The sequence below is a fragment of the Streptomyces sp. NPDC030995 genome, assembly GCF_055571215.1.
In genome coordinates this window covers 1-26,606 of sequence record NZ_JBVIFS010000015.1, presented here as the reverse complement: position 1 = coordinate 26,606, position 26,606 = coordinate 1, and the positions used below count along the sequence as shown (strand labels likewise).

Sequence of the window (26,606 nt, the reverse complement as noted above, 5' to 3'; positions counted from 1 at the left end):
TCGCCAGACGCGCGGGCCGTGGGGGAGCGACCTTTCGTTCTCCGGCTGTACGGCCAAGTGTCAGACAAGGATCTCCGTCCGGTCCCCCTGGACCGCTGTCCTTGGGGCGCCCCTCGACTCCCCCCTCACCCCCAGAGGTCGTCACGCCATGGCAGAACTCAACCGTCGCAGGTTCCTGCAGATAGCCGGCGGCACGGCCGCCCTCACGATGCTGAACGACAGCATCGCGCGGGCTGCCGCCATCCCGGCGCAGGGCACCACCGGAACGATCAAGGACATCGAGCACATCGTCGTCCTCATGCAGGAGAACCGGTCCTTCGACCACTACTTCGGCGCGATGAAGGGTGTCCGGGGCTTCGGCGACCCGCGGCCGGTCACCCAGGACAACGGCAAGTCGGTCTTCCACCAGTCCAACGGGACGAAGGACATCCTCCCCTTCAACCCGCAGATCGAGGACCTCGGGATGCAGTTCCTGGAGGGCCTGGACCACGACTGGGCCGGCGGCCATCAGGCGTACAACAACGGCAAGTACGACAAATGGGTCCCGGCCAAGACGGCCACGACCATGTCCTACATGACCCGGAACGACATCCCGTTCCACTACGCCCTCGCCGACGCCTTCACCGTGTGCGACGCCTACCACTGCTCCTTCATCGGAGCCACGGACCCCAACCGCTACTACATGTGGACGGGTTACACGGGCAACGACGGGGTGGGCGGCGGCCCGGTCCTCGGCAACCAGGAGGCCGGCTACGGCTGGAAGACCTACCCCGAGCGCCTGGAGACCGCCGGAGTCTCCTGGAAGGTCTACCAGGACATCGGCGACGGCCTGAACGCCGCGGGTTCCTGGGGCTGGATCAACGACGCCTTCCGCGGCAACTACGGCGACAACTCGCTGCTGTACTTCAACAACTACCGCAACGCCCAGCCCGGCAGCGCCCTGTACGAGAAGGCGCGCACGGGCACCAACGTCAAGGCGGGCGACGGCTACTTCGACCGGCTGCGCGCGGACGTGGTGAACGGCACCCTGCCGCAGGTCTCCTACATCGCCGCCCCCGAGGCGTTCAGCGAGCACTCCAACTGGCCGACGAACTTCGGCGCCTGGTACATCTCGCAGGTCCTGGACGCGCTGACCGCGAACCCGGCGGTGTGGGCGAAGACCGCCCTGTTCATCACCTACGACGAGAACGACGGCTTCTTCGACCACGTGGTGCCGCCGTACCCGCCCACGTCCTCGGCCTGGGGCCTGTCCACGGCCAGCGTGACCGGCGACCTCTACAACGGGGGCGGCGGCTACGCGGCCGGACCGTACGGGCTCGGACCGCGCGTCCCGATGATCGTGGTCTCCCCGTGGAGCAAGGGCGGCTACGTCTGCTCCGAGACCTTCGACCACACCTCGGTCATCCGCTTCATGGAGAAGCGCTTCGGGGTGCAGGAGCCCAACATCTCGCCGTGGCGCCGCGCCGTCTGCGGTGACCTGACCTCCGCCTTCGACTTCACGCAGGCGGACACCGCGCCCGCCGCGCTGCCGTCCACGGCCGGGTACGTCCCGCCGGACAAGGACCGCCACCCGTCCTACCACCCGACCCCGCCGGCGACCGGCACGCTGCCGAAGCAGGAGGCCGGCTCCAAGCCGACCCGCGCCCTGGGCTACAGCCCGTACGTGGACGGCAGGGCCACCACCTCCACCGGCAAGTTCACCCTGACCTTCGCCTCCGGCCCCACCCTCGGCGCCCACTTCCACAGCACCTCGGGCAACCGCACCGACGGCCCCTGGCCCTACACGGTCGAGGCGGGCAAGACCCTCTCGGACACCTGGTCCACGAGCAGCTCCACCGGCAACCAGATCAACCTGACGGTGTGGGGTCCCAACGGCTTCCTGCGCACCTGGAAGGGCCCGGCGAAGAAGGCCGGCCCCGAGGTCACGGCCCGCCACGACGCGGCCACCGGAAACCTCAAGCTGACGCTGACCAACTCCGGCTCGGCCGCGGTCAACCTCACGGTGACCAACTCCTACGGCGGCGCGACCCAGACCCTGCGGGTCGCGGCGGGCGGTACGGCCACGTACACGGCGGACCTGGGCGCCACGGGCCGCTGGTACGACGTCAAGGTCGTCTCCGACGCGGACACCACCTTCCTGCGCCGCTTCGCCGGCCACGTGGAGACGGGCGCACCGGGCATCTCCGACCCGGCGATCAAGACCGTCTGACCCGGTCCTCCGCCCCGCGCAGCAGCCGCCGTTCCAGGACCGGGAGGTCCGCGGGGCGGTGGCTGCGGGCGTGCCGGAGCAGCAGGTCGCGGGCGGTGTCGGGGACCCGGCGGTGCTTGGGAAGAAGCGCACGGCCCCCTCCAGGCCCGCCCGGTCCGTCTCCCGCACCGCCCAGGCCAGTTCCCGCGTGGGCGCCCCGGCGAGCAGCCGCCACGGGCCCAGCTCCGCGAGCAGCGACGCCGCGTCGCCGGGCTCCTCGCGCGGGGCGCCCAGCCAGCTGAACACCAGGCTCAGCGGCACCTCCCGGGGCAGGTCCGGCGCCTCTTCGCCCCGGGCCAGCGCCCAGGCGTACGCCCGCAGCTCCTCGGGCGCCGACGCGGCCCACCGGGCCCGGTGGCGGGCCGGGATCCCGTCGGGGGACCCCGGGCCGAGCAGCCGTCCGCGCCCGCGGTCGGGATGGCGCCTTCCGCAGTATTCGCCGACCGTGCAGAGCCGGCCGCCCGCGGCCTCGTGGGACGTGTCGGTGGCGGCGACCTCGCGGAGCTCGTCCGGGTCGGTGACCTCGAACCCCCGGGGGTGGTACGGGTGCCCGTCCCCGTCGGGGCGCGAGAAGTCCCCCTCGGCAGGCGGCTCTGACCCTGATGTCGGCTTCACGGTGTGATCGTAGGCCGGGCGGGCAGAACGTACGGCGTCGGTTGCACCGCCCCCCGTCACCGAGGGAGAACGCATGGCCATCGCCCACCGCAGGATCGGCACCGGACCCCTCCGCGTCATCGTGCTGCACGACTGGTTCGGCACCTCCGCCAACTGGGGCTCCGTGCTGGACTACTTGGACCCCGAAGGGTTCTCGTACGCCTTCCTCGACTACCGCGGCTACGGTGAACGCCGCGACGTCCCCGGCCGCCACAGCCTCCCCGAGATCGCCGACGACGTCCTCGAACTCGCCGACCAGCTCGGCTGGGACACCTTCTCCCTGCTCGGCCACTCCATGGGAGGCAAGGCCGCCCAGCAGGTCCTCGTCCGGGCCCCCGAGCGGATCGAGAAACTCGCCGGGATCAACCCGGTCCCGGCCGGGCCCTACGAGATGGACGACGCGACCCACGCCCTCTTCCACGGCGCCGCCGAGGACCCGGCCAAGCGCCGGGCCATCCTCGACCTGGTCACCGGCCACCGGACGAGCCGCCACTGGCTGGAGCGCATGGTCGCCCACTCCCTGGAGGTCTCCCGGCCCGAGGCCTTCGCCGCCTACCTCGCGAGCTGGCAGCCGCTCGACCTGTCCTCCGCCGTGAAGGGCAACACCGTCCCGGTGCTGGTCCTGGTCGGCGAGCAGGACCTCGCGCTCACCGCCGACGTGATGCGCGCCACCTGGCAGGTCTGGTATCCGAACTGCCGGATCCACCCCCTCCCCGGCGCGGGCCACTACCCGCCGCACGAGACCCCCGTGGCCCTCGCCACCGAGGTCGAGGCCTTCCTGCGCGCCTAGAACCCCAAAAAGCCCGTGAGGGGTACGAGGAAACCTCGTACCCCTCACGGGACCAACAGGGTGAGTGACGGGACTTGAACCCGCGGCCACCTGGACCACAACCAGGTGCTCTACCAACTGAGCTACACCCACCACGAAGGGCGGCGGACCGCCCGTTCGATGTGCAAGCACAGCATAGCCGATCAGAAGGGTGGTCCCGCGACGCGTTATCCGGCGGACCGGCTGCCGACGAGGGTGGCGGCGAGTGCGGCGGCGAACCGGTCGCCGACACCGTCCGTGCGGCGGGTGGCGTGGGCGACGGCCGCCACGGCGAGGGCCCGGACGATCGGGTGCGGCCGCGTCCCGTCCCCGTGCAGCTCGGGCTGGAACAGCGTGGCCAGGAAGAAGGGGTGCCCGGGCAGCTCCGCGATGCGCACCTGCCCGTCCTCGTCGTGCCCCGACAGGCGCAGCCCGTGCGCGGTGAGGGCCGGCAGGTGGCGGGGCGCGGGCCCGTAGTTGCAGTGGTAGCGCTCCATCGACCGCTCCGCACCGAGTGCGGACTCGGCGAGCGAGCCGGGCTCGGCCCGTACGAGGCCCTCGTGCCCGACGAGCGAGCAGGCGAGCGGCGCGATCAGCAGGTCCTGAGCCCCGGGGTCGTTCTCGGCGTGCGCGGCCCCGGTCAGCCCGCAGACCGTCCGGGCGTACTCCAGCAGGGCGTGCTGGAAGCCGCCGCAGGTGCCGAGGAAGGGGATGCCCTCCTCGCGGGCCACCCGGATCGCGGCCAGCGCCCCGGCCTCGCTCACGTACGGGCTACCGGGCAGCACCCACACCGCGTCGAAGCGGGCCAGGGTCCCGGCGGCGGCCTCGGCCTCGGCGTCGCCGGTGGGGATCCAGTAGGCGTCGAGGACCAGCCCGTCGCGGGAGGCCAGGGCGTCGAGGAGGAGCGGGACGCGGATGTGGGACTTCACGTGCGGGGAGCGGTCGCCGACGAGGGCGATCCTCGCGATCCTCGTGGTCGGCGGCGTCGGCGTCGGGGCGGTCGGTGCGGTGGTCATGGGGATCATCCTGTGGGCGGGCCCGGCTTCAGCGCCAACGATTGTTCCTGCACCTTCGATAAGTGATCCTGATGACCATGGATCCGCACCTGCTCCGCACCTTCGTCACCGTGGCCCGGCTCTCCTCCTTCTCCGCGGCCGCACGCGAGCTCGGCTACACCCAGTCCGCCGTCTCCCAGCACATCGCCGCCCTCGAAGGAGACCTGCGCACGGAGCTCCTCACCCGCCGGCCCGTCGCACCGACCCCGGCCGGCACGCGGCTGCTCGAACACGCCGGGCCGCTGCTGCTGCGGCTCGACGCCGCGCGGGCCGACGTGCTGCGGCTGGCCGCCGCGCCGCCCGGCCGGGTCACGCTCGCCGCCTCCCCGCTGGCCGTCGGCCCCGCGCTGCTCGCGGCACTGCCCGCCACCGGGGTCACCCTGCGGGTGCTGCCCCCGGCCGAGGTGCCCGCCGCCGTCGCCACCGGCGGCTGCGACCTCGGCCTCGTCGACGGTCCGGCCGCGCCCAGCGATCCGCTGCGGCTGCCCGACGTGGCCCCGCTCACCGTGACGGGCGTGGCGGAGGAGGAGCTGGCCGTGCTGCTGCCCGCCGGGCACCCCTTCGCCGGGAGGACCGCCGTCCGGCTGGACGACCTCGCCGACGCGCGCTGGCTCGACGCCCCCGGCGTCGGGCTGCCGCTCACCGCCGCCCGTGCCTCCGTGCGCTACGACGGCACCGACCTGCTGGCGCTGTGCGCCCTCGCCACTGCCGGGCACGGCCTCGTCATGCTGCCGCGCCGGGTCGCCGAGGCCGCCGGCGCGGGGGTCGCCGTACCGGTGTCCGCGCCGCGCCTGGTGCACCGTACGGAGCTCCTGTCGCCGGGCAGCCCGACCGGCGCGGCCGCTGCGCTCGCCGCGCGACTCACGGCAGGATCACCCGTATGACACGTGACGCCTCATCTGAAGCCCCCGCACCCTTCACCGCCGATGACTACGCCGCCCGGATGACCGCCGCCGCGCGGAGCGCCGCCGACGCGGGCCTGGCCGGGCTGCTGATCGCCCCCGGACCGGACCTCACGCACCTCACCGGATACCGGCCCACCGCCGAGACCGAGCGGCTGACCCTGCTCGTACTGGCGGCCGGGCAGGAGCCGGTGCTCGTCGTACCCGCGCTGGAGGCCGCGGACGCGGCCAAGGCCGCCGGTGCCGGCGCGCTGACCCTGCGGGACTGGGTCGACGGGAAGAACCCGTACACCGTGACCGCGCCCCTGCTGGACGCCGCCGGGCGCTTCGGGGTGAGCGACAACACCTGGGCGCTGCATCTCCTCGGACTCCAGCGGGAGTTGCCCGCCACCTCCTACGCGCCGCTCACCGACTGCCTGCCCATGCTCCGCGCGGTCAAGGACGAGCGCGAGCTGGAGCGCCTCGCCGCGGCGGGAGAGGCCGCCGACGCCGCCTACGCGCAGATCCTCCACGTCCCCTTCGCCGGCCGCCGGGAGACCGACGTCGCCGAGGACCTGGCCGCGCTGCTGCGGGTACACGGCCATTCCCAGGTCGACTTCACCGTCGTCGGCTCCGGCCCCAACGGCGCCAACCCGCACCACGAGGCCGGCGAGCGGGTCATCCGGCACGGCGACATGATCGTCCTCGACTTCGGCGGCCTGAGGTTCGGCTACGGCTCCGACATCTCCCGCACCGTGCACGTGGGCGAGCCGAGCGCCGAGGAGCAGCGCGTCCACGACATCGTCCGCGAGGCCCAGCAGGCCGGTGTGGCGGCGGTCCGGCCGGGCGTCTCCTGCCAGGAGGTGGACCGCGCTGCCCGTGCGGTGATCACCGAGTTCGGCTACGGCGACCGCTTCATCCACCGCACCGGCCACGGCATCGGGGTCACCACGCACGAGCCGCCGTACATGATCGAGGGCGAGGAGCAGCCCCTCGTCCCCGGCATGTGCTTCTCCGTGGAGCCGGGCATCTACCTGCCCGGCCGGTTCGGCGTCCGCATCGAGGACATCGTGACGGTCACCGAGGACGGCGGCCGCCGCCTCAACAACGCCCCGCGCGAGCTCGCGATCGTCGAGTAGGAAGACCGCTTACGGGCCCAGGACCACCGCCGATTCGCCCGGTACGTGGATCCGTCCGTCCGGTCCCGGGTGTGCGAGCGGCTCCCACGCGGCCAGCACCCGTACCCCGTTGCGGCCCAGCGCGATCGTCACCGGCTCCGGGGAGAGGTTCACGGACACCCGTACGTCGCCCCGCCGGAAGGTGAGCCAGCGCCGTTCCTCGTCGTGGGCGACCCGGACCGCCGCCAGGTCCGGGTCGCGCAGGTCCGGGTGGGTGCGGCGGAGCGCGATCAGGGTGCGGTACCAGTCCAACAGGCGTGCGTGCGCGCCCTGTTCGGGCTCCGACCAGTCCAGGCAGGATCGGTCCCGGGTGGCCGGGTCCTGCGGGTCCGGGATCTCTTCGGCCTTCCAGCCGTGCGCCGCGAACTCCCGGCGCCGGCCGGTCCGTACCGCCTCGGCGAGCTCCGGGTCGGGGTGGTCGGTGAAGAACTGCCAGGGGGTCCCGGCGCCCCACTCCTCGCCCATGAACAGCATCGGCACGAACGGCCCGGTCAGCGCCACGGTCGCGGCGCAGGCCAGCAGGCCGGGGGAGAGCGAGGCGGAGAGCCGGTCGCCGAGGGCCCGGTTGCCGATCTGGTCGTGGGTCTGGGTGTAGCCGAGGAAGCGGTGGGCCGGGGTCCGGCGGCGGTCCACCGGGCGGCCGTGGGCGCGGCCGCGGAAGGAGGACCAGGTCCCGTCGTGGAAGAACGCCCGCGTCATGGTCTTGGCGAGGGCGGCGAGCGGGGCGGCGGCGAAGTCGGCGTAGTAGGCCTGGGATTCGCCGGTCAGCGCGCAGTGCAGGGCGTGGTGGAAGTCGTCGTTCCACTGGGCGTGCAGGCCCAGGCCGCCGGCGGCGCGCGGGGTGGTGGTGCGCGGGTCGCACCGGTCGGACTCGGCGATCAGGAACAGGGGCCGGCCGGAGTCCGCCGCCAGCTCGTCGACGGCCGCGGTCAGTTCCTCCAGGAAGGTCAGCGCCCGCCCGTCGGCCAGCGCGTGCACGGCGTCCAGCCGCAGCCCGTCGATGCCGTAGTCGCGCAGCCAGGCCAGCGCGCTGCCCAGGAGGTACGCGCGCACCTCGTCGGAGCCGGGCGCGTCCAGGTTCACCGCCGCCCCCCAGGGGGTGTGGTGGGTGTCGGTGAAGTACGGCCCGAAGGCGGGCAGGTGGTTCCCGGAGGGACCGAGGTGGTTGTGGACCACGTCGAGCACCACGCCCAGCCCGGCGGCGTGCGCGGCGTCCACGAAGCGGGCCAGGCCGGCCGGGCCGCCGTACGGCTCGTGCACCGCCCAGGGCGCGACCCCGTCGTAGCCCCAGCCGTGCCGGCCGGAGAAGGAGCAGACCGGCATCAGCTCCACGTGCGTGACGCCGAGGGCGGTGAGGTGGCCGAGGCGGGCGGCGGCGGAGTCGAAGGTGCCCTCGGGGGTGAAGGTGCCGATGTGGAGCTCGTACAGGACGGCGTCCTGGAGCGGGGTGTGCGGCGGCGCGTGCTGCGGGGCGAGGGCCTCGAAGTCGACCACCGCCGACAGTCCGTCGGGGCCGTCCGGGAGCCGCCGCCCGCGGGGGTCGGGCCGTGGGCCGGGGTCGCCGTCCAGCACGAACCCGTAGCGGCTTCCGTCGGCGGCCGGGGCCTGCACGGTCCACCAGCCGTCCCGGTCCGGATCGCGCGCCATCTCGTACGTGGCGTCGTCGAGTCGCATGGCGACATGACCTGTCAGCGGTGCCCACACCTCGAACTGCACGGACGGTCCCCTCGTCTCCGGCGGTGTCCAGCATGCGTATCGTGCCCATCATTCCGGGCGTGGCGGGGGAGTTCTGGACACTCCGGCCCCGACGGGCCGACAATCACCCTGTGACGTCGAGTTTCGAAATCCCCGCCTTCCCCGCGCCGCGGCTGTCCGACGCCGAGCGCGACCGGGCGCTGGGCCAGCTCCGGGAAGGGGCTGCCCTCGGCAAGCTGTCCCACGACACCTTCCTGCGCCGGATGGAACTCGCCCTGGTCGCCCGCCGCTCCGAGGACCTCGCCGTCCTCACGGCCGATCTCCAGGCCCGGCAGGGAGCCGAAAGCCCGTGGACCCGTCGGCTGTTCGGCTGGGTCGGCCGGGCCTCGGCGGTGTCCGTCGGCATCCGGCAGGCCTGGGCCGCCGAGAGACTGCCCAAGCTGCTGCTCCCGCACCCGAGCGCGGGAGCCCTGCGGATCGGCCGCGACCCCGGCAACGGGCTGCGGCTCAGCCACGAGACCGTCTCCCGGGCGCACGCGGAGCTCAGCCTGCGCGACGGGGTGTGGGTGCTCAAGGACCTCGGCTCGACCAACGGGACCGCGGTCAACGGGCGCCGGGTGACGGGCTCCGCGGTCGTCCGGGACGGGGACCAGGTCAGCTTCGGGAAGATGACCTTCCGGCTTTCCGCGGGATAGGACCGCGGGACAGGACCGCGGGAAACAGGTCCGCGGGACAGGAGCCGGCCGCTCCGCCGGACCCGCCGGTTCGGCGTCGGGGGGCACCGCGCAGGATGGCGGACATGGAACACACCTCCGTCATCCGCCGCGCACGCGTCGGGGACCTGCCCCGCCTGGTCGAGCTCATGCACGAGCACATCGCGTACGAGAAGTCGGCGCCGCGTCCGCCGGACCTCGCCGGCCGGCTCGGCCCCCAGCTCTTCGCCGAGGAGGCGCGGCTGTGGGTGCTGCTCGCCGAGACCCCGGACGGCGTGGTCGCCGGATACGCCTCCTGCTCGGCCGAGTTCTCCTTCTGGGACGCCCGGCACTACCTCCACATGGACTGCCTCTACCTGGCGGAGGGCGCCCGCGGCCACGGCCTCGGCGCCGCCCTGATGGACGGCGTGACGGGCCTGGCCCGCGAGCTCGGCATGGACCAGGTCCAGTGGCAGACCCCCGACTGGAACGAGGGCGCGATCCGCTTCTACGACCGGCTCGGCGCCACCGGCCACCCCAAGCGCCGGTACGGCCTGCCCGTGGCCCCCGCCGGGTCCTGAGCGGGGGCCGGCCGAGCCCCGGGCGCCGGTCGGTTACCGCTCGGCCGCCACGAGCCGCTCGTAGGCCGCCAGGACGGTCCGGGCCTGGTGTTCCACCTGGGTGGCCACCGGGACCCAGCGGGCACCGAAGCGGGCCGCGAACTCCTCGCACCACCCCGTGACCAGCCGGTCCAGCCCGGGCGCCGCCGGATGCCCCTGGGCGCGCAGCACCCGGAGCAGCATCGCGGCGGCGCGCAGCGAGAGCCGGCGGCCGAAGGCGTCGATGCTGGCGATGTACGCGGCCGTGGCCTCCGCGGGCGCCTCGGCGCCGGTCCACTCGACGGCGATCCGGGGGATCAGCGCGAGCGTCCAGTCCACCGCGCGCAGCAGCGGCGCCGTGGCCGGGTCCTCGTACGGCAGCGAGCCGGACCGGATCCGGTCCCGCACCCCGGCGACGAGCGCGGCGTCCGCGGTGAGCCGCCCGGCCAGCATCCGCAGGGCCCCGCGCGGATCGGGGTGCGGGGCCGGATCGTCCACCAGGTCGGAGGCCCACATGGGGACTTCGACGATGGCGGTCGTGCCGGCGTACCGGTGCGCGTGGTACCAGGTGCTGAGCCGGGTGTCCTCCGGGTGGAAGGCCCCGGCGGCCTCGCTCCCCGGCTGCGGGATCACGAAGATCCCGGGCCCGGGGGAGGGCCAGCCGGCGGCGTCCGAGGCCCCGTTCTCCACCGGGATGCGCAGCTCGGCGGCCGATTTGGCGAACGGCTCGGCGAGGCCCGGTATGTCCCGGGTGAGCTGCACCCAGGAGCCGCCGAGATCGGTGGCGTGCAGGGAGACCTGGAGGACGGGCCGCAGCTCGTCGATGAGCGCGGTCAGGGCCAGGGTCTCGGGCGGCAGCCGGTCCGGAGGCAGTAAAGACGGTGCCCACTCGGGCTGTTCGGGGCCGGGCGGCCGGAAGAAGCTCCGGTGGTAGTCCAGGAGCGAGTACGGGCGGGGCGTACGGTGCAGGTCCGCGCCGTCCGGGTCGGCGCAGAGCAGGAAGTGCCAGCCGCAGCCCGCCCGCGGCGCCGGGTCGCCCAGGACGCGGCGGGCGAGCGAGAGCGCGGTGGCGCCGCCGACGGGCTCGTTGGCGTGCGCCCCGGCGACGACGAGGACGTTGCGGGTGCCGGGGCCCACGGGTGCGACGGAGAGCACCCACAGCGGCTGCCCGGCCCGGGAGGTGCCGGCCTGGCGGAGCCGGGCCTCGCCGGGGTGTTCGTCCGCCAGCGCACGGGCGGCGAGCCCGAGTTCCTGCGGTGTGGGGTAGCACATGTCACGGAGGAGAGTCACAAGGGATGCCATGCCCGCCGCGCCCACCGCCTACTGCTCCGCAGGTCCCGCAGTTCCCGGGCAGTCGGGTGCGGCGCCGTTGCCGGGGGCGCTGCCCCCGGGCCCCCGCGCCTCAAACGCCGGCGGGGCTTCACTTCAGTTGCTGGTGCAGGCCGCGGCCTGCCAGCGACAGGAAGGCTTCGCCCACGGCCTCCGACAGCGTCGGGTGGGCGTGGACGTGCCGGGCCACGTCGGACGGTTCCGCGTCCCAGCCCACGATCAGCTGGCTCTCCGCGATCATCTCCGACACGTGCGGCCCCACCAGGTGCACGCCCAGCACCCGCCCGCCCCGTTCCGCGACGACCTTCACCGTGCCGCCCTGCCCGTGCACCATCCCCTTGGCCACCGCCGTCAGCGGCATCGAGTTCACCACCACGTCGTACGCGGCCTCGCGCGCCTGCGCCTCCGTCAGGCCGACGGCGGCGGTCTGCGGCGCCGAGTACGTCACCCGCGGCACCGTCGCGTAGTCCACCGGCACGGTCGGCACGCCCCCCAGGGTCTCCGCCACCAGCAGCCCCTCCGCGAAGGAGGCGTGCGCCAGGCCCGGTGACGGCGGCGGCAGCAGGTCGCCCACCACGTGGATCCCGGGGACGGCGGTCTCCAGCCGCGACCAGTCGGCCGGCGCCACGAACCCCCGCTCGTCGGTGGCCAGTCCGGCCGCCGCCAGGTCCAGCCCGTCGGTCACCGGGACCCGGCCCACCGCCACGAGCAGCCGCTCCGCGCGGAGCTCCCGGAGCTCCCCGCGCGCGGTGCGCACGGTGGCCCGTACCGTCCCGTCCCGTACGACGGCCTCCTCCAGCCGGGCCCCCGTCTGCACGTCGATCCCGCGCTTCTTCAGGCCCCGCGCCAGATGCCGGGACACGTCGGCGTCCTCCAGCGGAACCAGCCGGTCCGCGGCCTCCACCAGCGTCACCTCGGCCCCCATCGACCGGTGGAAGGAGGCGTACTCCACGCCGATCGCCCCGCCGCCCAGCACCAGGACCGAGCGCGGCAGCCCGGGGGCGAACAGCGCGTCGTCGCTGGTCACGACCGTGTGCCCGTCGGGTTCCAGGCCGGGCAGGGTGCGCGGCCGCGACCCGGTGGCCAGCACGATGCCGCGGGTGGCGGTGAACTCCCGGCCATCCTCGGTCCGTACCGACCGCGGCCGGGTCAGCCGGGCCCCGCTGCGCACCACGCGCACCCCGGCGTGCTCCAAGTGCCCTTCCACGCCCTTGTGGTTGCGCGAGACGATGTCGTCCCGGGTGGCGGTCAGGGCAGCCCAGTCCACCGATTCCACGCTCGCCCGCACGCCCCAGCGGGTCCGGGCCTCGGTTATGCCGTCGACGAGTTCGGCCGCGTGCAGCATGGCCTTGCTGGGGATGCAGCCGCGGTGCAGGCAGGTCCCGCCGATCTTGTCGCGTTCCGCGAGGAGGACGGTCAGTCCGAGGGCCGAGGCGCGCAGGGCGGTGCTGTAGCCGCCGGTGCCGCCGCCGATCACGATCACGTCCACGGTGTTGCCGCTGTCGCTGTTCATGCGCCCAGCCTGCGCGGCCCGTTCCCATGAGTCCAAGGCAATGATCTTCTCGGCGCCATGCAGGCTGTTTATGCTTCCTGCTCATGAGCCTGCGTCAGATGGAGTACTTCCTCGCCGTCGTGGAGGAGTCCTCCTTCACCCGGGCCGCCGATGCCCTGCACGTGACCCAGCCCGCGCTCTCCCATCAGGTCAAGGCCCTGGAGCGGTCCGTGGGCGGCGAACTGCTGGAGCGCATGCCGCGCGGAGTGAGGCTCACCCCCATGGGCCGCGCCTTCCTCCCGCACGCCCAGCTCGCCGTCCACAGCGCCCGCCAGGCCGAGCGGGCCGCCCGCGCCGCCGCCGGGGCCGACGGCGGGGAACTGCACCTCGCCACCGTCCACGCCCTCGCCGTCGGCCTGCTCCCCGGCGTCGCCGCCCGCTGGCGGACCCTGCACCCGGGGGTGGCACTGGTGCTGCGCGAGTACGGCTCCACCGAGGCCCTGGCGGAGCAGCTGGAGCGCGGCGTCGCCGATCTCGCGGTCGGTCCGGAGCCCAGGGAGTGGGCCGGGCCGGTGCTGCGGCTGGGCCGGGAGGAGCTGGTGATCGTCGTGCCGTTCGACGACCCCCTGGCCGGGCGGGGCGCCGTCAAGCTGACCGAGCTGGCCGACCGGGACTGGATCCGCTGCGCGATGGAACCGCTGGTCCAGGGGCAGCTCGTCCTCGACCGGGCGTGCGGCGAGGCCGGATTCACCCCGCGCACGGTCCTGCGCACCGAGCACACCTCGACCGCCGTACGGATGGCGGCCGCCGGGGTCGGCGTCGTCATGGCCCCGGCCCACATGGTCCGGGGGGCCGTCGGCGAGGACTGCGTGCTGCTCTCCCTCGACCCGCCGTGGCACCGGCCCCTGGCGGTCTTCTCCCGGGTCCCGCTGACCGGCGCGGCGGCGGCCTTCGCCGAGCTACTCCTCGCGCAGTAGGACCGCCACGGGCCGGGCGGCCAGCAGTTCGGACAGCCGCGGCCGGCCTTCGTAGGACCGGTACGGGGACCCGTCCGCCGGCGGGGTCCACCGCCCCGGCGGCAGCGGCAGGGTGGTGCCGCGCCAGCCGCCCGACGCGGCCAGCCGGTGCGAGAGCCGGGTGGCCGCCACCAGCAGGCCCGGCGAGCGGGCGAAGGCCAGGCAGTGGTCCGCCGCCGGGCCCCGGGCCGGCAGCGGGGCGTACCCGGCGAACAGGTCCGGCCGGTCCCGGCGCAGCCGGAGCAGGGCGGCCGTGAGGGCCAGCTTCTCCTCGGCCGGTCCCTGCGGGGCGGCCCCCGCGTCCAGCCGGGCCAGCTCCCGGTGCGGGAAGCGGGCCGGGCGCCGGTTGTCGGGGTCGACCAGGGCCCGGTACTCCGTCTCGGCGCCCTGGTAGACCTCCGGGACGCCCGGCATCGCCAGGTGCAGCAGGGTCATGCCGAGGAGGTTGGCGCGGGCCGCCTCCGCCAGCTCCGGCGGAAGGTCGAGCGGGCCTTGTACGTACGCCGGGACGCCCGCCTCGTAGTCCTCGTCCCGGTCGGTCCAGCTGGTGTGCAGGGCGGCCTCGCGGACCGACTTGAGCAGGGCCTCGGCCAGCCGGGGCACGGCCTCGGGGACCCGGCCGAGCCCCAGCGCGCTCTGCCGGGCCACCCAGGCCAGGTGGGGGTCCGGGCCGGCGGGGCCGCCCATCAGCTCCGGCGCCTGCGACAGCGCCGAGATCCGGGCCCGGACGTCCGCGCTGCGCTTGGTGTCGTGCGTGGACAGCACCGTGCCCGCCCCGGGCCAGTCCCGCGCCAGGGCGGCGCAGTACGCGTGGAACTCCGCGGCGGACACCGCCGGCCGCCCCGGCTCCCCGCCGACCTCGGTGGCCGACAGCAGGGCCGCGTACCGGTAGAAGGCCCGGTCCTCCAGGGACTTGGCGCGCAGGGCCGCCGAGGTCTGGGCGAAGCGGGCCGCGAAGGCCGGATCCCGCAGCAGCAGCTCCCGTACGCCGGCCACCGCGTCCGGACCGGCCAGCGCGGCGGCCTGCTCCAGGGCCTGCGGCGCGGGCTCCGGATCACCGGGATACGGCCGGTAGACGGGATAGGCGATCAGCAACTCCCTCACGGCCTGCGCCAGTTCCGGACCGGCCTGTCGTTCCAGTGCCCCCAGCTCGGCGGCCAGGTCCCCGGTCAGCACCTCCCGCGCCGAGGCCCGGGCGGCCTGCGGCCACGGCGGGAGACCGGTGGACCTCCCGTAGCGGTCGGCCAGTTCGGCGGCCCCCGCCGGGTCGGTGAACACCCCGTCCACCCGGTGCAGCGCGTCGTATCCGGTGGTCCCCGCCACCGGCCATGACGGCGGCAGCCGTTCGTGGCGGGCCAGGATCTTCTCGACCACCACCCAGCAGCCGTCCCCGGCCGCCGCCCGCAGCCGCCGCAGGTACTGCTCCGGGTCCGCCAGCCCGTCCACGTGGTCGATCCGCAGCCCCTGCGCGACCCCGTCCCGGACCAGCTCCAGCACCTTCGCGTGGGTGGCCGTGAACACCTCGGGGTCCTCCACGCGGACCCCGATCAGCTCCGAAATGGTGAAGAACCGCCGGTAGTTGAGGGAGGTGCGGGCCTCCCGCCACCAGGCCGGCCGGTACCACTGCGCGGCGAGCAGCTCGGGCAGCGCCAGCCCCGCGGTCCCTTCGCGCAGCGGGAACTCCTGCTCCCCGTACCGCAGCACCTCGCCGTCGGCCCACAGCTCGCAGGTCTCCACCGGTCCGGCGAGCACGGGCAGCAGCACCTGCCCGCGGCCGGCCTCCCAGTCGATGTCGAACCAGCGGGCGTACGGCGAGCCCGGCCCGTCCCGGAGCACCTCCCACAGCGGCCGGTTCAGGCGCAGCGGCGTCGGCACCGCCATGTGGTTGGGCACGATGTCGAGGACCAGGCCGAGCCCGTGCTCCCGGGCGGCCGCGGCGAGGGCCCGCAGGCCCGGCTCGCCGCCGAGCTCGGCCCGCACGCGGGAGTGGTCGGTGACGTCGTACCCGTGGGCCGATCCGGGCACCGCCTCCAGGACGGGGGAGAGGTGCAGGTGCGACACGCCGAGCGAGGCGAGGTACGGCACGGCCGCCTCGGCCGCCGCGAAGGGGAACTCCGGACGCAGCTGGAGGCGGTAGGTCGACGCCGGGGTGACAGGTGTCGGAACGTCAGGTTCCGATTCGGTGGTCGGGTGCGGCTGGCTCATGAGAACGTACGTACCCAGCCTGCCGGATTCCGTGCCATTACCCAATGCATCCGAGTGACTGCGCCGGGTTATCGTCGATCAAGTGGTTGGAACCGTCAACACCTATCGAAGAGTCATCGCCCTGACCGGGCCCCTACTTCCGCTCGTCTCTTTCCTCGCCCGACTGCCCGTCGCGATGTCGCAGTTCGGCAGCTTCCTGCTGGTCGCCCAGACCAGCGGCTCCCTCGCCACCGCCGGTGTGGTCGGAGGCGCCCTCTCCCTCGGCCAGGTCCTCTTCGGACCGGTCCTCGGCTGGCTCGCCGACCGGCACGGGCAGCGGCCCGTGGTCCTGGCCGCCGCCGCCGTCAACGCCGTCGCCACCGCCGCTCTGGTCGCCGGGGCGCTCGGCCATCTGGCCACCGTCCCGCTCGCCGCGATCGGCGCCCTCACCGGCGCCTCCGTACCGCTGATCGGGCCGCTCGCCCGGACCCGCTCCGTGGCCCTGGCCCACCGCGCCAAGTCCGACGAGAGCGTCGTGGGCGCCGTCCACGCACTCGAAGGCACCCTGGACGAGGTCTCGTTCGTCTTCGGGCCCGCCCTCGTCGGGATCGCCGCGCTCCTCGCGCACCCGGCCGTCGCCCTCGCCGGCGCGGCCGGACTCGTCGCCGTCTTCGGCACCGTCTACGCGCTGCACCCGACCGCCGCCGTCACGGCCGGGTCGCCCGCGCGCGCCCGGGGCACGGGGAGCCGGGTCCGGCCGCCGGGCGTGGTCCACGCCGTACGCGGCTCGCTGGCCCTCCAGGGCGCCATGTTCGGCGCCTGTCAGGCCGGCATCACGGCGCTCACCGTCCGGCTGGGCGTTCCGGACCAGGCCGCCGTCGTCTACTCCGCGATGGGCGTCGTCAGCGCGGTCGTCGGCATCTCGCTCGGCGCGCTGCCCGCCCGCTTCGGACTGCGGCTGCGCTGGCGGGTGGCGACCGGCGCGGCCCTGGTGCTCTCGGCGCCCCTGCTGTTCACCGACAGCCTGCTGCCGCTGTACGCCGTCGTCACCGTGCTCGGGGCCGCCTACGCACCCCACCTGATCACCGCCTTCGCGCTCACCGAGCGCGCCGTGGAGCCGGCCCGGCTCTCCGCGTCCATGGCCTTCGCCGCCAGCTGCCTGGTGGCCGGGCAGGCCACGGCCCTCGTCGTCTGCGGGCGCCTCGCCGAGGCGTACGGGCCCGCCGGGGCCTTCGCCGTGGCCGTGGGGGCGGCCGCGCTCTGCCTGACCCTCGCCCTGGTCACCCGGGTGCCCGCCGACCGTACGCACACCGTCAAGGCCCTCCCGGGCCGGCAGACCGGCCGGGCCGCATCCCCGGTGGCCGGGGAGGGCGGCGCCGCCTACGCCGGGCGCTGAAGCACCACCAGACACCGTCCTGTCAGCGCCACCCGGTCACCCGCCGCGTACTGCGGCCCGGTGCCGGGTGGCAGCACGTCAGCCCGGGCCGTGTCCACCACCAGCCGCCACTGCGCGCCGTGCCCCGCCGGGACGGTGAAGTCCTGAGGTTCCGCACCGGCGTTGAACATCAGCAGGAACGAGTCGTCGGTGATCCGCTCCCCGCGCGTGCCCGGCTCGGAGATCGCCTCCCCGTTGAGGAAGACGGTCAGCGCCCGCGCGTGCTGCGCCTGCCAGTCGCGCGCCCGCATCTCCTCGCCGTGCGGGGTGAACCAGGCGATGTCGGAGAGCTCGTCGTGCGTGCCCTCCACCGGGCGGCCGTGGAAGAACCGGCGCCGCCGGAAGACGGGGTGGTCGCGGCGCAGCCACACCATCCGCCGGGTGAACTCCAGCAGGGACGGCGGTGGTTTGCCGGGCTCCGGCCAGCGCACCCACGACAGTTCGTTGTCCTGGCAGTAGGCGTTGTTGTTGCCGCCCTGGGTGCGGCCGAACTCGTCGCCGTGGCTGAGCATGGGCACCCCCTGCGACAGCATCAGGGTGGCCGTGAAGTTGCGCATCTGGCGCTCGCGCAGCTCGACGATCTCCGGGTCCTCGGTCGGACCCTCCACCCCGCAGTTCCAGGAACGGTTGTGGGTCTCGCCGTCCCGGTTGCCCTCCCGGTTCGCCTCGTTGTGCTTCTCGTTGTACGAGACCAGGTCGTGCAGGGTGAAACCGTCGTGGCAGGTGGTGAAGTTGATGGAGGCCAGCGGGCGCCGCCCGTCGTCCTGATAGAGGTCCGAGGAGCCCGTCAGCCGGCCCGCGAACTCCGCCAGCGTGCGCGGCTGCCCGCGCCACAAGTCCCGTACGGTGTCGCGGTACTTGCCGTTCCACTCGGTCCACAGCGGCGGGAAGTTGCCCACCTGGTAGCCGCCCTCGCCCAGGTCCCAGGGCTCCGCGATCAGCTTCACCTGGCTGACCACCGGATCCTGCTGGACCAGGTCGAAGAACGAGGACAGCCGGTCCACCTCGTGGAACTGGCGCGCCAGCGTGGCGGCCAGGTCGAAGCGGAAGCCGTCCACGTGCATCTCGGTGACCCAGTAGCGCAGCGAGTCCATGATCAGCTGGAGCACGTGCGGGGAGCGCATCAGCAGCGAGTTCCCGGTCCCGGTGGTGTCCATGTAGTGCCGGGGATCGTCCGCCAGCCGGTAGTACGAGGCGTTGTCCAGCCCGCGGAAGGACAGCGTCGGGCCCAGGTGGTTCCCCTCGGCGGTGTGGTTGTAGACCACGTCCAGGATCACCTCGATCCCGGCCTCGTGCAGGGCCCGGACCGCCGACTTGAACTCCAGCACCTGCTGGCCGCGGTCACCCGAGGCGTAGCCGTTGTGCGGGGCGAAGAACCCGATGGTGTTGTAGCCCCAGTAGTTGCTCAGCCCGTCGTTGACCAGCCGGTGGTCGTTGACGAACTGGTGCACCGGCATCAGCTCCAGCGCCGTCACCCCGAGCTTGGCGAGGTGACCGATGACCGCCGGGTGCGCGAGCGCCCCGTACGTGCCGCGCAGCTCCTCCGGAAGGTCCGGATGGTTCATGGTCAGACCCTTGACGTGGGCCTCGTACAGCACGGTGTGGTGGTACTCGTGGCGCGGCGGCCGGTCGTTGGCCCAGTCGAAGTACGGGTTCACCACCACCGAACTCATGGTGTGCGGGGCGGAGTCCAGGTCGTTGCGCGAATCGGGGCGGCCGAAGTGGTAGCCGTACACCTGTTCGCCCCAGGCCACGCTGCCGCTGATCGCCCGGGCGTACGGGTCCAGCAGGAGCTTCGCCGCGTTGCAGCGCAGCCCGCGCTCGGGCTCGTAGGGGCCGTGGACACGGAAGCCGTAGCGCTGGCCCGGCATGATCCCGGGCAGGTACGCGTGCCGGACGAAGGCGTCCGTCTCGCGCAGTTCCACGGCCGACTCGGATCCGTCGTCGTGGAGGAGGCACAGCTCGATGCGTCGGGCGGCCTCGGAGTAGACCGCGAAGTTGGTGCCGGCGCCGTCGTAAGTGGCACCGAGCGGATACGCCTGTCCCGGCCAGACCTGCATGGATAACGACTCTTCCCTCTATGTCGGAGGATGTTCCCGGCTGATCCGGCGTGGACCACGTCACTGCCCGATCTTCCCCGAAAGAGGGGCCGCACACGCGGACTTGGGAGGGGTCCTACCGGGTGACCCGCAGAGCTGATATGCGGGTCAACGGACTGTCTGCGCATCCGATAATGGGTCAACCGGCAGTCGGTGTGCGGACCATCGGGCTGCACCGGGCCGCGCGCGCGGAGTACCCTTCCGTGATCACTGGAGACGGGCGTCCAGACGCAGAAGGCGGTGCACGGGTGAGCTCGGGAGGTCTGGAGCTGCCCCCTGGTGACAGCAGTCACGAGGGTGGCCCGGCGGACGCACCGGAGAGTGCCCCCGACGGGGCACCGGCGGGGATCGCCGCCGGAGCGGTCTCCCTGGCGGGCGGACCGGCGGCGGCCGGCAGCGCACGGGGGCCGGGATCCGCGGGCGCCGAGCTGGACTGGGGCGCGGACGCCTGGGGCGAGGTCCGTACGCGGGCCCAGCGCGCGGGCCGTGCGTACATCTGGCTGAACTTGATCGAACAGCGGCTGCGGTCGGTGGTCGGGGCGGTGCTGCGGCCCATCTACGAGCCGGTGCACGGCGGGGACGACTGGGTGGTCGCGGCCGCCGGGCCCGCCGGGCAGGAATGGGTGCAGCGGGCGGTGGCCGTGCGCGAGGTCAGCCGGCGCAAGGGCTACCTGCTCGACTCCGCCGACGACAACGTGCTGAGCTTCCTGACCCTCCCGCAGCTGCGGGAGCTGATGGTCCAGCACTGGCCGTGCTTCGAGCCGTACTTCGACGACCGGCGCGAGATCGAGCTGGCCCTCGACGAGCTCGAGGTCACGCGCAACGTCGTGTCCCGCAACCGGGCGCTGTCGCGTCCGGTGCTGGAGCAGGCGGAGCGGGCCTCGGCGCGGCTGCTGGAGGTGCTCGGCGGGGGCGCGGGCAGCCCCTCGGCGGACCGGCTGCCGATCGACGCCGTCGAGGACTTGGTGGGCGACCGGTACGCCGACGTCATCTCGGTCCACCCGGACCGGGTGCGGCTCCAGCGGCAGCTCCCGGCCGAGGACCTGTTCGGGGGTGCGCGGCGGCTCGACGCCATCGGCATCGGGCTCAACCTGCTGGTCCAGAACTTCTCCGGCCGAAGACTCGTCCGGCTCACGGAAGCCGGCTGCCGGGTGCGGCTGCTGTTCCTGAACCCGGCGAGCAGCGCGGTCAAGCGGCGCGAGCGGGAGCTCGGGCTGCGCAAGGGCGAGCTGAGCCGCTCGGTGGAGATGAACATCCTGCACGTCCGCCGGGTCCGGGCGGGCCTGCGCGATCCCTCCCGGTTCGAGATCCACGTCTTCGACGAGACGCCCCGCTTCACCGCCTATCTGGTGGAGGGGGAGTCCTCGGGCATCGCCGTGGTCCAGTCGTACCTGCGCCGGGCGCGCGGCATGGAGTCGCCCGTCCTGGTGCTGCGCGGGGGCGGGCGCGGTGTGCCGAAGGACGCGGACCACGGGCTGTTCACGACGTACCGGGAGGAATTCGAGTTGATGTGGGAGGACTCCCGCCCGGTGTCGTGAGGGACCCGAGGGAGACCTGAGGGGGGCGTCGTGCGGCTTGTCAGTGCCCCGTGGCAGGCTGAAAGTCGTTGACCGAAGGTGTACGTACGGGGGAGGGGCACGGGGTGGAGGACTGGCACGGCGGTGTGCTGATCGGGTTCGACCTGGAGACGACCGGCACGGAGCCGGAGGAGTCGCGGATCGTGACGGCGGCATTGGTCGAGGTACGGGGCGCGGTGGTCGGTGAGCGGCGCGGCTGGCTCGCGGATCCGGGGATACCGATCCCGCGGGAGGCTTCGGCGATCCACGGGATCAGCACGGAGCGGGCGGTCGCCGAGGGCCGTCCGGTGCGCGAGGTCGCGGACGAGGTCGCGGAGGCGCTGGTCGGGCACTGGCGCGCCGGCGCGGTGGTCGTCGCGTACAACGCGGCCTTCGACCTGACCCTGCTCTCGGCGGAACTGGCCCGGCACGGGCTGCCGTCGCTGGCCGACCGGCTGGGCGGGGCGGGGGTCCCCCCGGCGGAGCCGGGAGGACGGACCGGGCCGGTGGTGGACCCGCTGACCATCGACCGGGCCGTGGACCGCTACCGGCGGGGCAAGCGGACCCTGGAGGCGGTCTGCGGGGTGTACGGGGTCACCCTGGAGGACGCGCACGACGCGGGGGCGGACGCGCTGGCAGCGGTCCAGGTGGCCCGCGCGATAGCCCAGCGGCATCCGGAGGTGGCCGCGCTCACCCCGGCCGACCTGCACGCGAGGCAGGGCGCCTGGCACGCCCGCTGGGCCCGGGACTTCCAGTCGTACCTGCGCCGGCAGGGCACCCCGGACGCGGTGATCGACACGGCCTGGCCGCTGCGGGGCCTGGTTCCGGCGGGCGGCTGAGGGCGTGTCCGCTTCGATCGGCTGGCTCGACGGGACCGACTTCGGCGTCTACGCGTTGTGCCCCGCCCGATATGTAAGCGAGTGGGACGGTACGGAAGCGTTCGACTTGGTGTCGGAACACGTCGGCAAGATTCTGCTCCCCGGCCACGGAGAAGTCCTCACGATCGGCGGCGAGGCTCTTCCCGGTCCTGATCGATTCCCTGGTGCCCGGCGAAGAGGCAGGCGAGGAGCATTCGATCCGTGTCGACATCCCCCACGGCCGCTACCAGGTGCAGTCGCCTTGCATCGCTCCCCCGATGGGGGAGTTCTACCTGCACCGGCTGCGCGCGATCCCGGTGGTCGCCGACACTGCCGGAACGACGGTCTGACGGTCTGACGGTCTGACGACCGGCTCGCGGCCCGCCTCAGAAGGTGTGCCAGCGGACCTCGGACGCGCCGTCGCGCAGGGAGTTCACGCGGCGGCGGAATTCGGCCAGCGCCTTCGGGTCGGTCGGGGCGTGCTGGGCGACCCAGGCGCAGCTGGCCGTCTCGCGGGCCCCGCGCAGCACCGTGCAGCCCTTCCAGTCGCGGACGTCCCAGCCGTACGCCGCCACGAACGCCTCGTAGGACTCGGCGGGCAGCCCGTACCGGTCGCGGGAGAGGGCCATCACCACCAGGTCGTGCTCGCGCAGGTCGGCCGAGACGGTCTCCAGGTCGACCAGGACCGGGCCGTCCGGGCCGACGTGCACGTTGCGGGGCAGGGCGTCGCCGTGGATCGGCCCCGGGGGCAGCCGCGGAACCAGCCCGGCCACCTCGTCCGCGTAGGCGTCGCGGCGGGCCCGCAGGTACGCCGCGTCCGCTGGGTCGATCGCGTCGCCGGCCAGCCGCAGCCAGCGTTCGACACCGCCCAGCAGGTCCCGCGCGGCCAGCGGGAACGGCGGCGCGGGCAGGGCGTGGATCCGCCGCAGCAGCACCGCGAGGTCCTGCGGTCCCGCGGGGCGCACCGCGTCCGGGAGTCGGTGCCACAGCGTCACCGGGTGCCCGGCGATCAGCCGCGGCTCCGGTTCGGCCGCGCGGACCGCCGGGACGCCGGCCTGTTCCAGCCAGTGTGCGACGGCCAGTTCGTGCGCGGCCCGCGCCTCCAGGGCCGGATCCGCGCGGCTCACCTTCATCACCAGCTCGCCGATCGCGAAGACCGCGTTCTCGCCCAGGGCCAGCAGGGCGGCGCCGCCACCCAGGCCGGCGGTCGCCAGTACGTCCCTGGCCCGCGCCTCGTCCATTTCGTACCCCGGCTCCGGATCGTCGTGAATGCGCCAAGTCTCCCATCCGGGTGCGGGGGGACGGCGAAAGGGAATTGCACGAGACGTCTCGTCTCGTTATGGTCGGGGCATGACCTCAGCGAAGCCCGCACACATCGCCATGTTCTCCATCGCCGCCCACGGCCACGTGAACCCGAGCATCGAGGTGATCCGGGAGCTGGTCGCCCGGGGCCACCGCGTCAGCTACGCCATCCCCGCCGCCTTCGCCGAGAAGGTCTCGGAGACCGGCGCCACACCCGTGATCTACAGCTCCACCCTCCCCACCGACGACGACCCGGAGGCCTGGGGGACCGAGCTCATCGACCACCTGGAGCCCTTCCTGAACGACGCCGTCCAGGCCCTCCCACAGCTCGTCGCCGCCTTCGAGGGCGACGAACCGGACCTCGTCATCCACGACATCGCCTCCTACCCGGCGCCCATGCTCGCCCACCGGTGGGGAGTCCCCGCCGTTTCCCTCTCGCCCAACCTCGTCGCCTGGGAGGGGTACGAGGAGGAGGTCGCCGAGCCGATGTTCGCCGAGCTGAAGGCGTCCGAGCGCGGACAGGCCTACTACGCCACCTTCGGTGCCTGGCTGCGGGAGAACGGTCTCGGCGACCAGGTCGACCGCTTCCAGAGCCGCCCGCGCCGCAGCGTCGTCCTGATCCCCCGGGCGCTCCAGCCGAACGCCGACCGCGTCGACGCGTCCGTTTACACCTTCGTCGGCGCCTGCCAGGGCGACCGTACGGCCACCCGGGGAAGCTGGCGGCGCCCGGAGTCGGCCGAGGGCAGCAAGGTCGTGCTGGTCTCGCTCGGCTCCGCCTTCACCAAGCAGCCCGCCTTCTACCGCGCCTGCATCGACGCCTTCGCGGACCTGCCCGACTGGCACGTCGTCCTCCAGATCGGCGCGTTCACCGACGAGGCCGACCTGGGCGCGATCCCCGCCAACGTCGAGGTCCACCGCTGGGTTCCCCAGCTGGACATCCTGCGCCAGGCCGACGCCTTCATCACCCACGCCGGCGCCGGCGGCAGCCAGGAAGGACTCGCCACCGCCACCCCGATGGTCGCCGTCCCGCAGGCCGTCGACCAGTTCGGCAACGCCGACATGCTGGCCTCCCTCGGCGTGGCCCGGCACGTCCCGATGGCGGAGGCGGACGCCGCGACCCTCCGGGAGGCGGTCCTCTCCCTGGTCGCCGACCCCGAAGTCGCCGCCCGCGCCGAGGCGATCCGCGCACAGATGGCCACCGAGGGCGGCACGCGGCGGGCCGCAGACCTCATCGAAGCCGAACTGTCACAGCACTAGATTGCCCCCATGGCGAAGAAGTACGCGGCGCTGCTGCGCGGGATCAATGTCGGTGGGAGCAAGAAGGTCCCGATGGTGGAGCTGCGCTCCGTGCTGGAGGGGCTCGGCCACGGCGACGTACAGACGTACCTGCAGAGCGGCAACGCCGTCTTCAGCAGCGCGAAGAAGGACCCGGTGGCGCTCGCCCGGGAGCTGGAGGCGGCCATCGAGGCCCACTTCGGCTTTCCGGTGCGGTGCCTGGTCGTCGACGGGGCGTACCTGCGCGCCGTCGCCGACGCCTGTCCCTTCCCCGCCGCCGAACTGGAGGGCAAGCAGCTCCACGCCACCTTCTTCTCCGAGCAGCCCGGCGCGGAGCGCTTCGCCGCGATCGACGGGGTTGGCTACCTCCCGGAGGAGTACCGGCTCGGCGACCGGGTCCTCTACCTCTACGCGCCGAACGGCCTGGGCCGCTCCAAACTGGCCGAGGCCCTCGCCAAGCCCGCCGTCGTCAAGGGCATCGACGTGACCACCCGCAACTGGAACACCGTCGCCAAGCTCGTGGAACTGACGCAGGGTTGAGCGGGGGCGCGCCCGGGTGGTTCTGGTCATTCTCCCGGTCCGTGGGTGGCCGTGATGGCCGCAGGGGCGGGGGAGCGGGCTGATGGGGAGGCGGGGAGGGGGCGGGCCCGTGCCCTGAACCGGCCAGAGAATGCGGCCGGAGGTCGTTGGCCGTATCGCACCCTTCCCGACCCCATTCCTTCGTGATGACATGTGCATGCCTAATTCAGGCGCCGGTCCGCATGAATGGAGAAATGAAGATGTTGCTCCGCAGACTGACCGTCAGTGCGGCGGCGGCGGCGTTATCGGCCGTGGCCGCACCCGCGCAGGCCGATGTCGCATCCGATATCGCATACACGCCCCCCGGGAGAATTACGGTCGACGTGGTCGGAGTCAACGGCTCGGGATGCGCGCAGGGGACGGCGGACGTGGCCGCAGCCTCCGACAACACCGCCTTCACCGTCACGTACAGCAACTACCTCGCCCAGGCGGGAGCCGGCGCGGGCGGTACCGAGTTCCGCAAGAACTGCCAGCTCGCCCTCCGGATCCACGTGCCCCAGGGGTTCACCTACGCCATCGCCCGCGCCGACTACCGCGGGTTCGCACACCTCCAGCGCGGGGCCTTCGGCCAGGAGCGCGCGAACTACTACTTCCAGGGCTCCGCGCAGACGGCCCGCACGACCCACCAGTTCAACGGCCCCTACACGGACAACTGGCAGGCGAGCGATCAGACGGAGTACGCCGACCTGGTCTGGGCGCCGTGCGGCGAGGAGCGCAACCTCAACGTCAACACCGAACTGCGCGTCTACGCCGGGACGTCCAACCCGCAGGCCCTGAGCTTCATGAGCATGGATTCCACGGACGGCAGCGTCAGTACGGTCTACCACTTCGCGTGGAAGGACTGCACGGCGGTCTGACACCGGCCGTCCGACACCGAGTGAGTGCAGGAACCCGACTCATGGTCAGGAGTGACAACGATGTCTCATTCCCTGTCTCGTACCCTGCTCACCATCGGCGCGGCCGCCGCGCTGATCGCCACGGCGACGCCCGCCGGAGCCGCCGGTCACGGCCCGCTGATCACGGCGCCGCCCGACAAGATCGTGATCGAGCTCGCCACGGTGAACGGATCCGGCTGTCGGGAAGGCACCGCCGAGGTGGCCGTCGCACCGGACAACACCGCCTTCACGGTCACCTACAGTGAGTACCTCGCGCAGGTCGGCCCCGGCGCCCCGCCCACGGCATTCCGCAAGAACTGCCAGCTCAATCTCCGGGTCCACGTGCCTTCAGGCTTCACCTACGCCATCGTCCAGGCGGACTACCGCGGATTCGCATTTCTGCAGCCCGGCGCCTGGGGCCAGGAGCGGGCGAACTACTACTTCCAGGGAATGCCCCAGACTTTCCATCGGACCCATCAGTTCAACGGGCCGCTCAACGACAACTGGCAAGCGACCGACAAGACGGAGTACGCCGATCTGGTCTGGGCGCCGTGCGGAGAAAGGCGCAACTTCAACATCAATACCGAACTGCGCGTGAATGCGGGCACGTCCAACCCGGCGTCCACCAGCTTCATGGCCATGGACTCCACGGACGCCAGCGTCAGTACCCTCTACCACCTCGCCTGGAAGGTGTGTCCGACCCCCTAGACGAGTAAGTCCGAAGTCTTCGGGGGCATGAAGCGAGGGTCTCGTTGATCCGTTTGTGACGACAGATCTCGAAACCCTCGCGACAGCAC

Annotated in this window: 21 protein-coding genes, 1 tRNA gene and 1 pseudogene; 15 read left to right on the top strand and 8 right to left on the bottom strand. The window is 73.3% G+C overall.

All coding sequences use genetic code 11. The features are described from left to right. The first annotated feature begins 148 nt into the window (after positions 1-148). Together ACZ45T_RS22260 and ACZ45T_RS22255 are read left to right on the top strand one after the other, a co-directional pair. Positions 149-2,209, top strand: a complete 2,061-nt coding sequence (locus tag ACZ45T_RS22260) for a phosphocholine-specific phospholipase C (protein ID WP_468443885.1) — start codon at positions 149-151, stop codon at positions 2,207-2,209. Positions 2,210-2,936: 727 nt separating this feature from the next. Next, positions 2,937-3,692, top strand: a complete 756-nt coding sequence (locus ACZ45T_RS22255; RefSeq protein WP_468443883.1) for an alpha/beta fold hydrolase — start codon at positions 2,937-2,939, stop codon at positions 3,690-3,692. Between the two features lie 59 nt (positions 3,693-3,751). On the opposite strand, the gene ACZ45T_RS22250 is transcribed toward ACZ45T_RS22255, so the two are convergent. Together ACZ45T_RS22250 and ACZ45T_RS22245 are read right to left on the bottom strand one after the other, a co-directional pair. Next, a tRNA-His gene (locus ACZ45T_RS22250) sits at positions 3,752-3,824 on the bottom strand. A gap of 74 nt (positions 3,825-3,898) precedes the next feature. Then, positions 3,899-4,726, bottom strand: a complete 828-nt coding sequence (locus tag ACZ45T_RS22245; protein WP_468443881.1) for a CTP synthase C-terminal region-related (seleno)protein — start codon at positions 4,724-4,726, stop codon at positions 3,899-3,901. Between the two features lie 77 nt (positions 4,727-4,803). Here ACZ45T_RS22245 and ACZ45T_RS22240 point away from each other — a divergent pair, with 77 nt between their 5' ends. After that, positions 4,804-5,649, top strand: a complete 846-nt coding sequence (locus ACZ45T_RS22240) for a LysR family transcriptional regulator (protein WP_468444158.1) — start codon at positions 4,804-4,806, stop codon at positions 5,647-5,649. Next, positions 5,646-6,785 carry a M24 family metallopeptidase gene (locus ACZ45T_RS22235; protein WP_468443879.1) on the top strand — a complete coding sequence of 380 codons (1,140 nt, stop codon included), beginning with the start codon at positions 5,646-5,648 and terminating at the stop codon, positions 6,783-6,785. The genes ACZ45T_RS22240 and ACZ45T_RS22235 overlap by 4 nt, the downstream gene beginning before the upstream one ends. Before the next feature lie 9 nt (positions 6,786-6,794). On the opposite strand, the gene treZ is transcribed toward ACZ45T_RS22235, so the two are convergent. Further along, on the bottom strand, positions 6,795-8,540 hold the full coding sequence (gene treZ / locus ACZ45T_RS22230) for a malto-oligosyltrehalose trehalohydrolase (protein ID WP_468443877.1): 1,746 nt from the start codon (positions 8,538-8,540) through the stop codon (positions 6,795-6,797). 110 nt (positions 8,541-8,650) lie between these two features. On the opposite strand from treZ, the gene ACZ45T_RS22225 reads away from it, so the two are divergent. Then, on the top strand, positions 8,651-9,214 hold the full coding sequence (locus tag ACZ45T_RS22225; protein WP_468443875.1) for an FHA domain-containing protein: 564 nt from the start codon (positions 8,651-8,653) through the stop codon (positions 9,212-9,214). Between the two features lie 104 nt (positions 9,215-9,318). Further along, entirely contained in the window at positions 9,319-9,792 is a 474-nt protein-coding gene (locus ACZ45T_RS22220; protein ID WP_468443873.1) for a GNAT family N-acetyltransferase, read from the top strand. Positions 9,793-9,825: 33 nt separating this feature from the next. On the opposite strand, the gene ACZ45T_RS22215 is transcribed toward ACZ45T_RS22220, so the two are convergent. Both ACZ45T_RS22215 and lpdA read right to left on the bottom strand, forming a co-directional pair. Beyond that, positions 9,826-11,100 carry a M14 family zinc carboxypeptidase gene (locus tag ACZ45T_RS22215; RefSeq protein WP_468443871.1) on the bottom strand — a complete coding sequence of 425 codons (1,275 nt, stop codon included), beginning with the start codon at positions 11,098-11,100 and terminating at the stop codon, positions 9,826-9,828. Positions 11,101-11,230: 130 nt separating this feature from the next. Further along, positions 11,231-12,652: a dihydrolipoyl dehydrogenase gene (gene lpdA, locus ACZ45T_RS22210; RefSeq protein WP_468443869.1), complete on the bottom strand. Its 1,422-nt coding sequence runs from the start codon at positions 12,650-12,652 to the stop codon at positions 11,231-11,233. A gap of 83 nt (positions 12,653-12,735) precedes the next feature. Between lpdA and ACZ45T_RS22205 the strand changes: the two genes are divergently transcribed. Beyond that, complete coding sequence (locus ACZ45T_RS22205; RefSeq protein WP_468443867.1) at positions 12,736-13,608, top strand: LysR family transcriptional regulator; 873 nt, start codon at positions 12,736-12,738, stop codon at positions 13,606-13,608. Here ACZ45T_RS22205 and treY read toward each other — a convergent pair. Beyond that, complete coding sequence (treY, locus tag ACZ45T_RS22200; protein ID WP_468443865.1) at positions 13,591-15,852, bottom strand: malto-oligosyltrehalose synthase; 2,262 nt, start codon at positions 15,850-15,852, stop codon at positions 13,591-13,593. The genes ACZ45T_RS22205 and treY overlap by 18 nt on opposite strands. Positions 15,853-15,934: 82 nt before the next feature. Here treY and ACZ45T_RS22195 point away from each other — a divergent pair, with 82 nt between their 5' ends. Continuing rightward, complete coding sequence (locus ACZ45T_RS22195) at positions 15,935-17,227, top strand: MFS transporter (protein ID WP_468443863.1); 1,293 nt, start codon at positions 15,935-15,937, stop codon at positions 17,225-17,227. Here the strand turns inward: ACZ45T_RS22195 and glgX are convergent. Further along, a complete protein-coding gene (gene glgX, locus ACZ45T_RS22190) occupies positions 17,212-19,326 on the bottom strand; it encodes a glycogen debranching protein GlgX (RefSeq protein WP_468443861.1) in 2,115 nt (704 codons plus the stop codon). The genes ACZ45T_RS22195 and glgX overlap by 16 nt on opposite strands. Before the next feature lie 287 nt (positions 19,327-19,613). Here glgX and ACZ45T_RS22185 point away from each other — a divergent pair, with 287 nt between their 5' ends. From ACZ45T_RS22185 to ACZ45T_RS22175, 3 genes are all read left to right on the top strand, one after another. Beyond that, on the top strand, positions 19,614-20,903 hold the full coding sequence (locus tag ACZ45T_RS22185; protein ID WP_468443859.1) for an SAV2148 family HEPN domain-containing protein: 1,290 nt from the start codon (positions 19,614-19,616) through the stop codon (positions 20,901-20,903). A gap of 68 nt (positions 20,904-20,971) precedes the next feature. Next, complete coding sequence (locus tag ACZ45T_RS22180) at positions 20,972-21,760, top strand: exonuclease domain-containing protein (RefSeq protein ID WP_468443857.1); 789 nt, start codon at positions 20,972-20,974, stop codon at positions 21,758-21,760. Positions 21,761-21,963: 203 nt separating this feature from the next. Further along, positions 21,964-22,128, top strand: coding sequence for a hypothetical protein (locus ACZ45T_RS22175; RefSeq protein WP_468443855.1), 165 nt, complete (start codon positions 21,964-21,966; stop codon positions 22,126-22,128). A gap of 36 nt (positions 22,129-22,164) precedes the next feature. Here the strand turns inward: ACZ45T_RS22175 and ACZ45T_RS22170 are convergent, their stop codons facing one another. Beyond that, entirely contained in the window at positions 22,165-23,019 is an 855-nt protein-coding gene (locus tag ACZ45T_RS22170; RefSeq protein ID WP_468443853.1) for a phosphotransferase enzyme family protein, read from the bottom strand. A gap of 50 nt (positions 23,020-23,069) precedes the next feature. Here ACZ45T_RS22170 and mgt point away from each other — a divergent pair. From mgt to ACZ45T_RS22150, 4 genes and pseudogenes are all read left to right on the top strand, one after another. Further along, positions 23,070-24,337, top strand: a pseudogene (gene mgt, locus ACZ45T_RS22165) (macrolide-inactivating glycosyltransferase). A 9-nt stretch (positions 24,338-24,346) separates the two neighbouring features. After that, positions 24,347-24,895, top strand: coding sequence for a DUF1697 domain-containing protein (locus ACZ45T_RS22160; RefSeq protein ID WP_468443851.1), 549 nt, complete (start codon positions 24,347-24,349; stop codon positions 24,893-24,895). 239 nt (positions 24,896-25,134) lie between these two features. After that, positions 25,135-25,791 (top strand): DUF4360 domain-containing protein, encoded by a 657-nt coding sequence (locus ACZ45T_RS22155; RefSeq protein WP_468443849.1) that lies wholly within the window; start codon positions 25,135-25,137, stop codon positions 25,789-25,791. 60 nt (positions 25,792-25,851) lie between these two features. After that, positions 25,852-26,517: a DUF4360 domain-containing protein gene (locus tag ACZ45T_RS22150; protein WP_468443847.1), complete on the top strand. Its 666-nt coding sequence runs from the start codon at positions 25,852-25,854 to the stop codon at positions 26,515-26,517. Positions 26,518-26,606 lie beyond the last annotated feature (89 nt).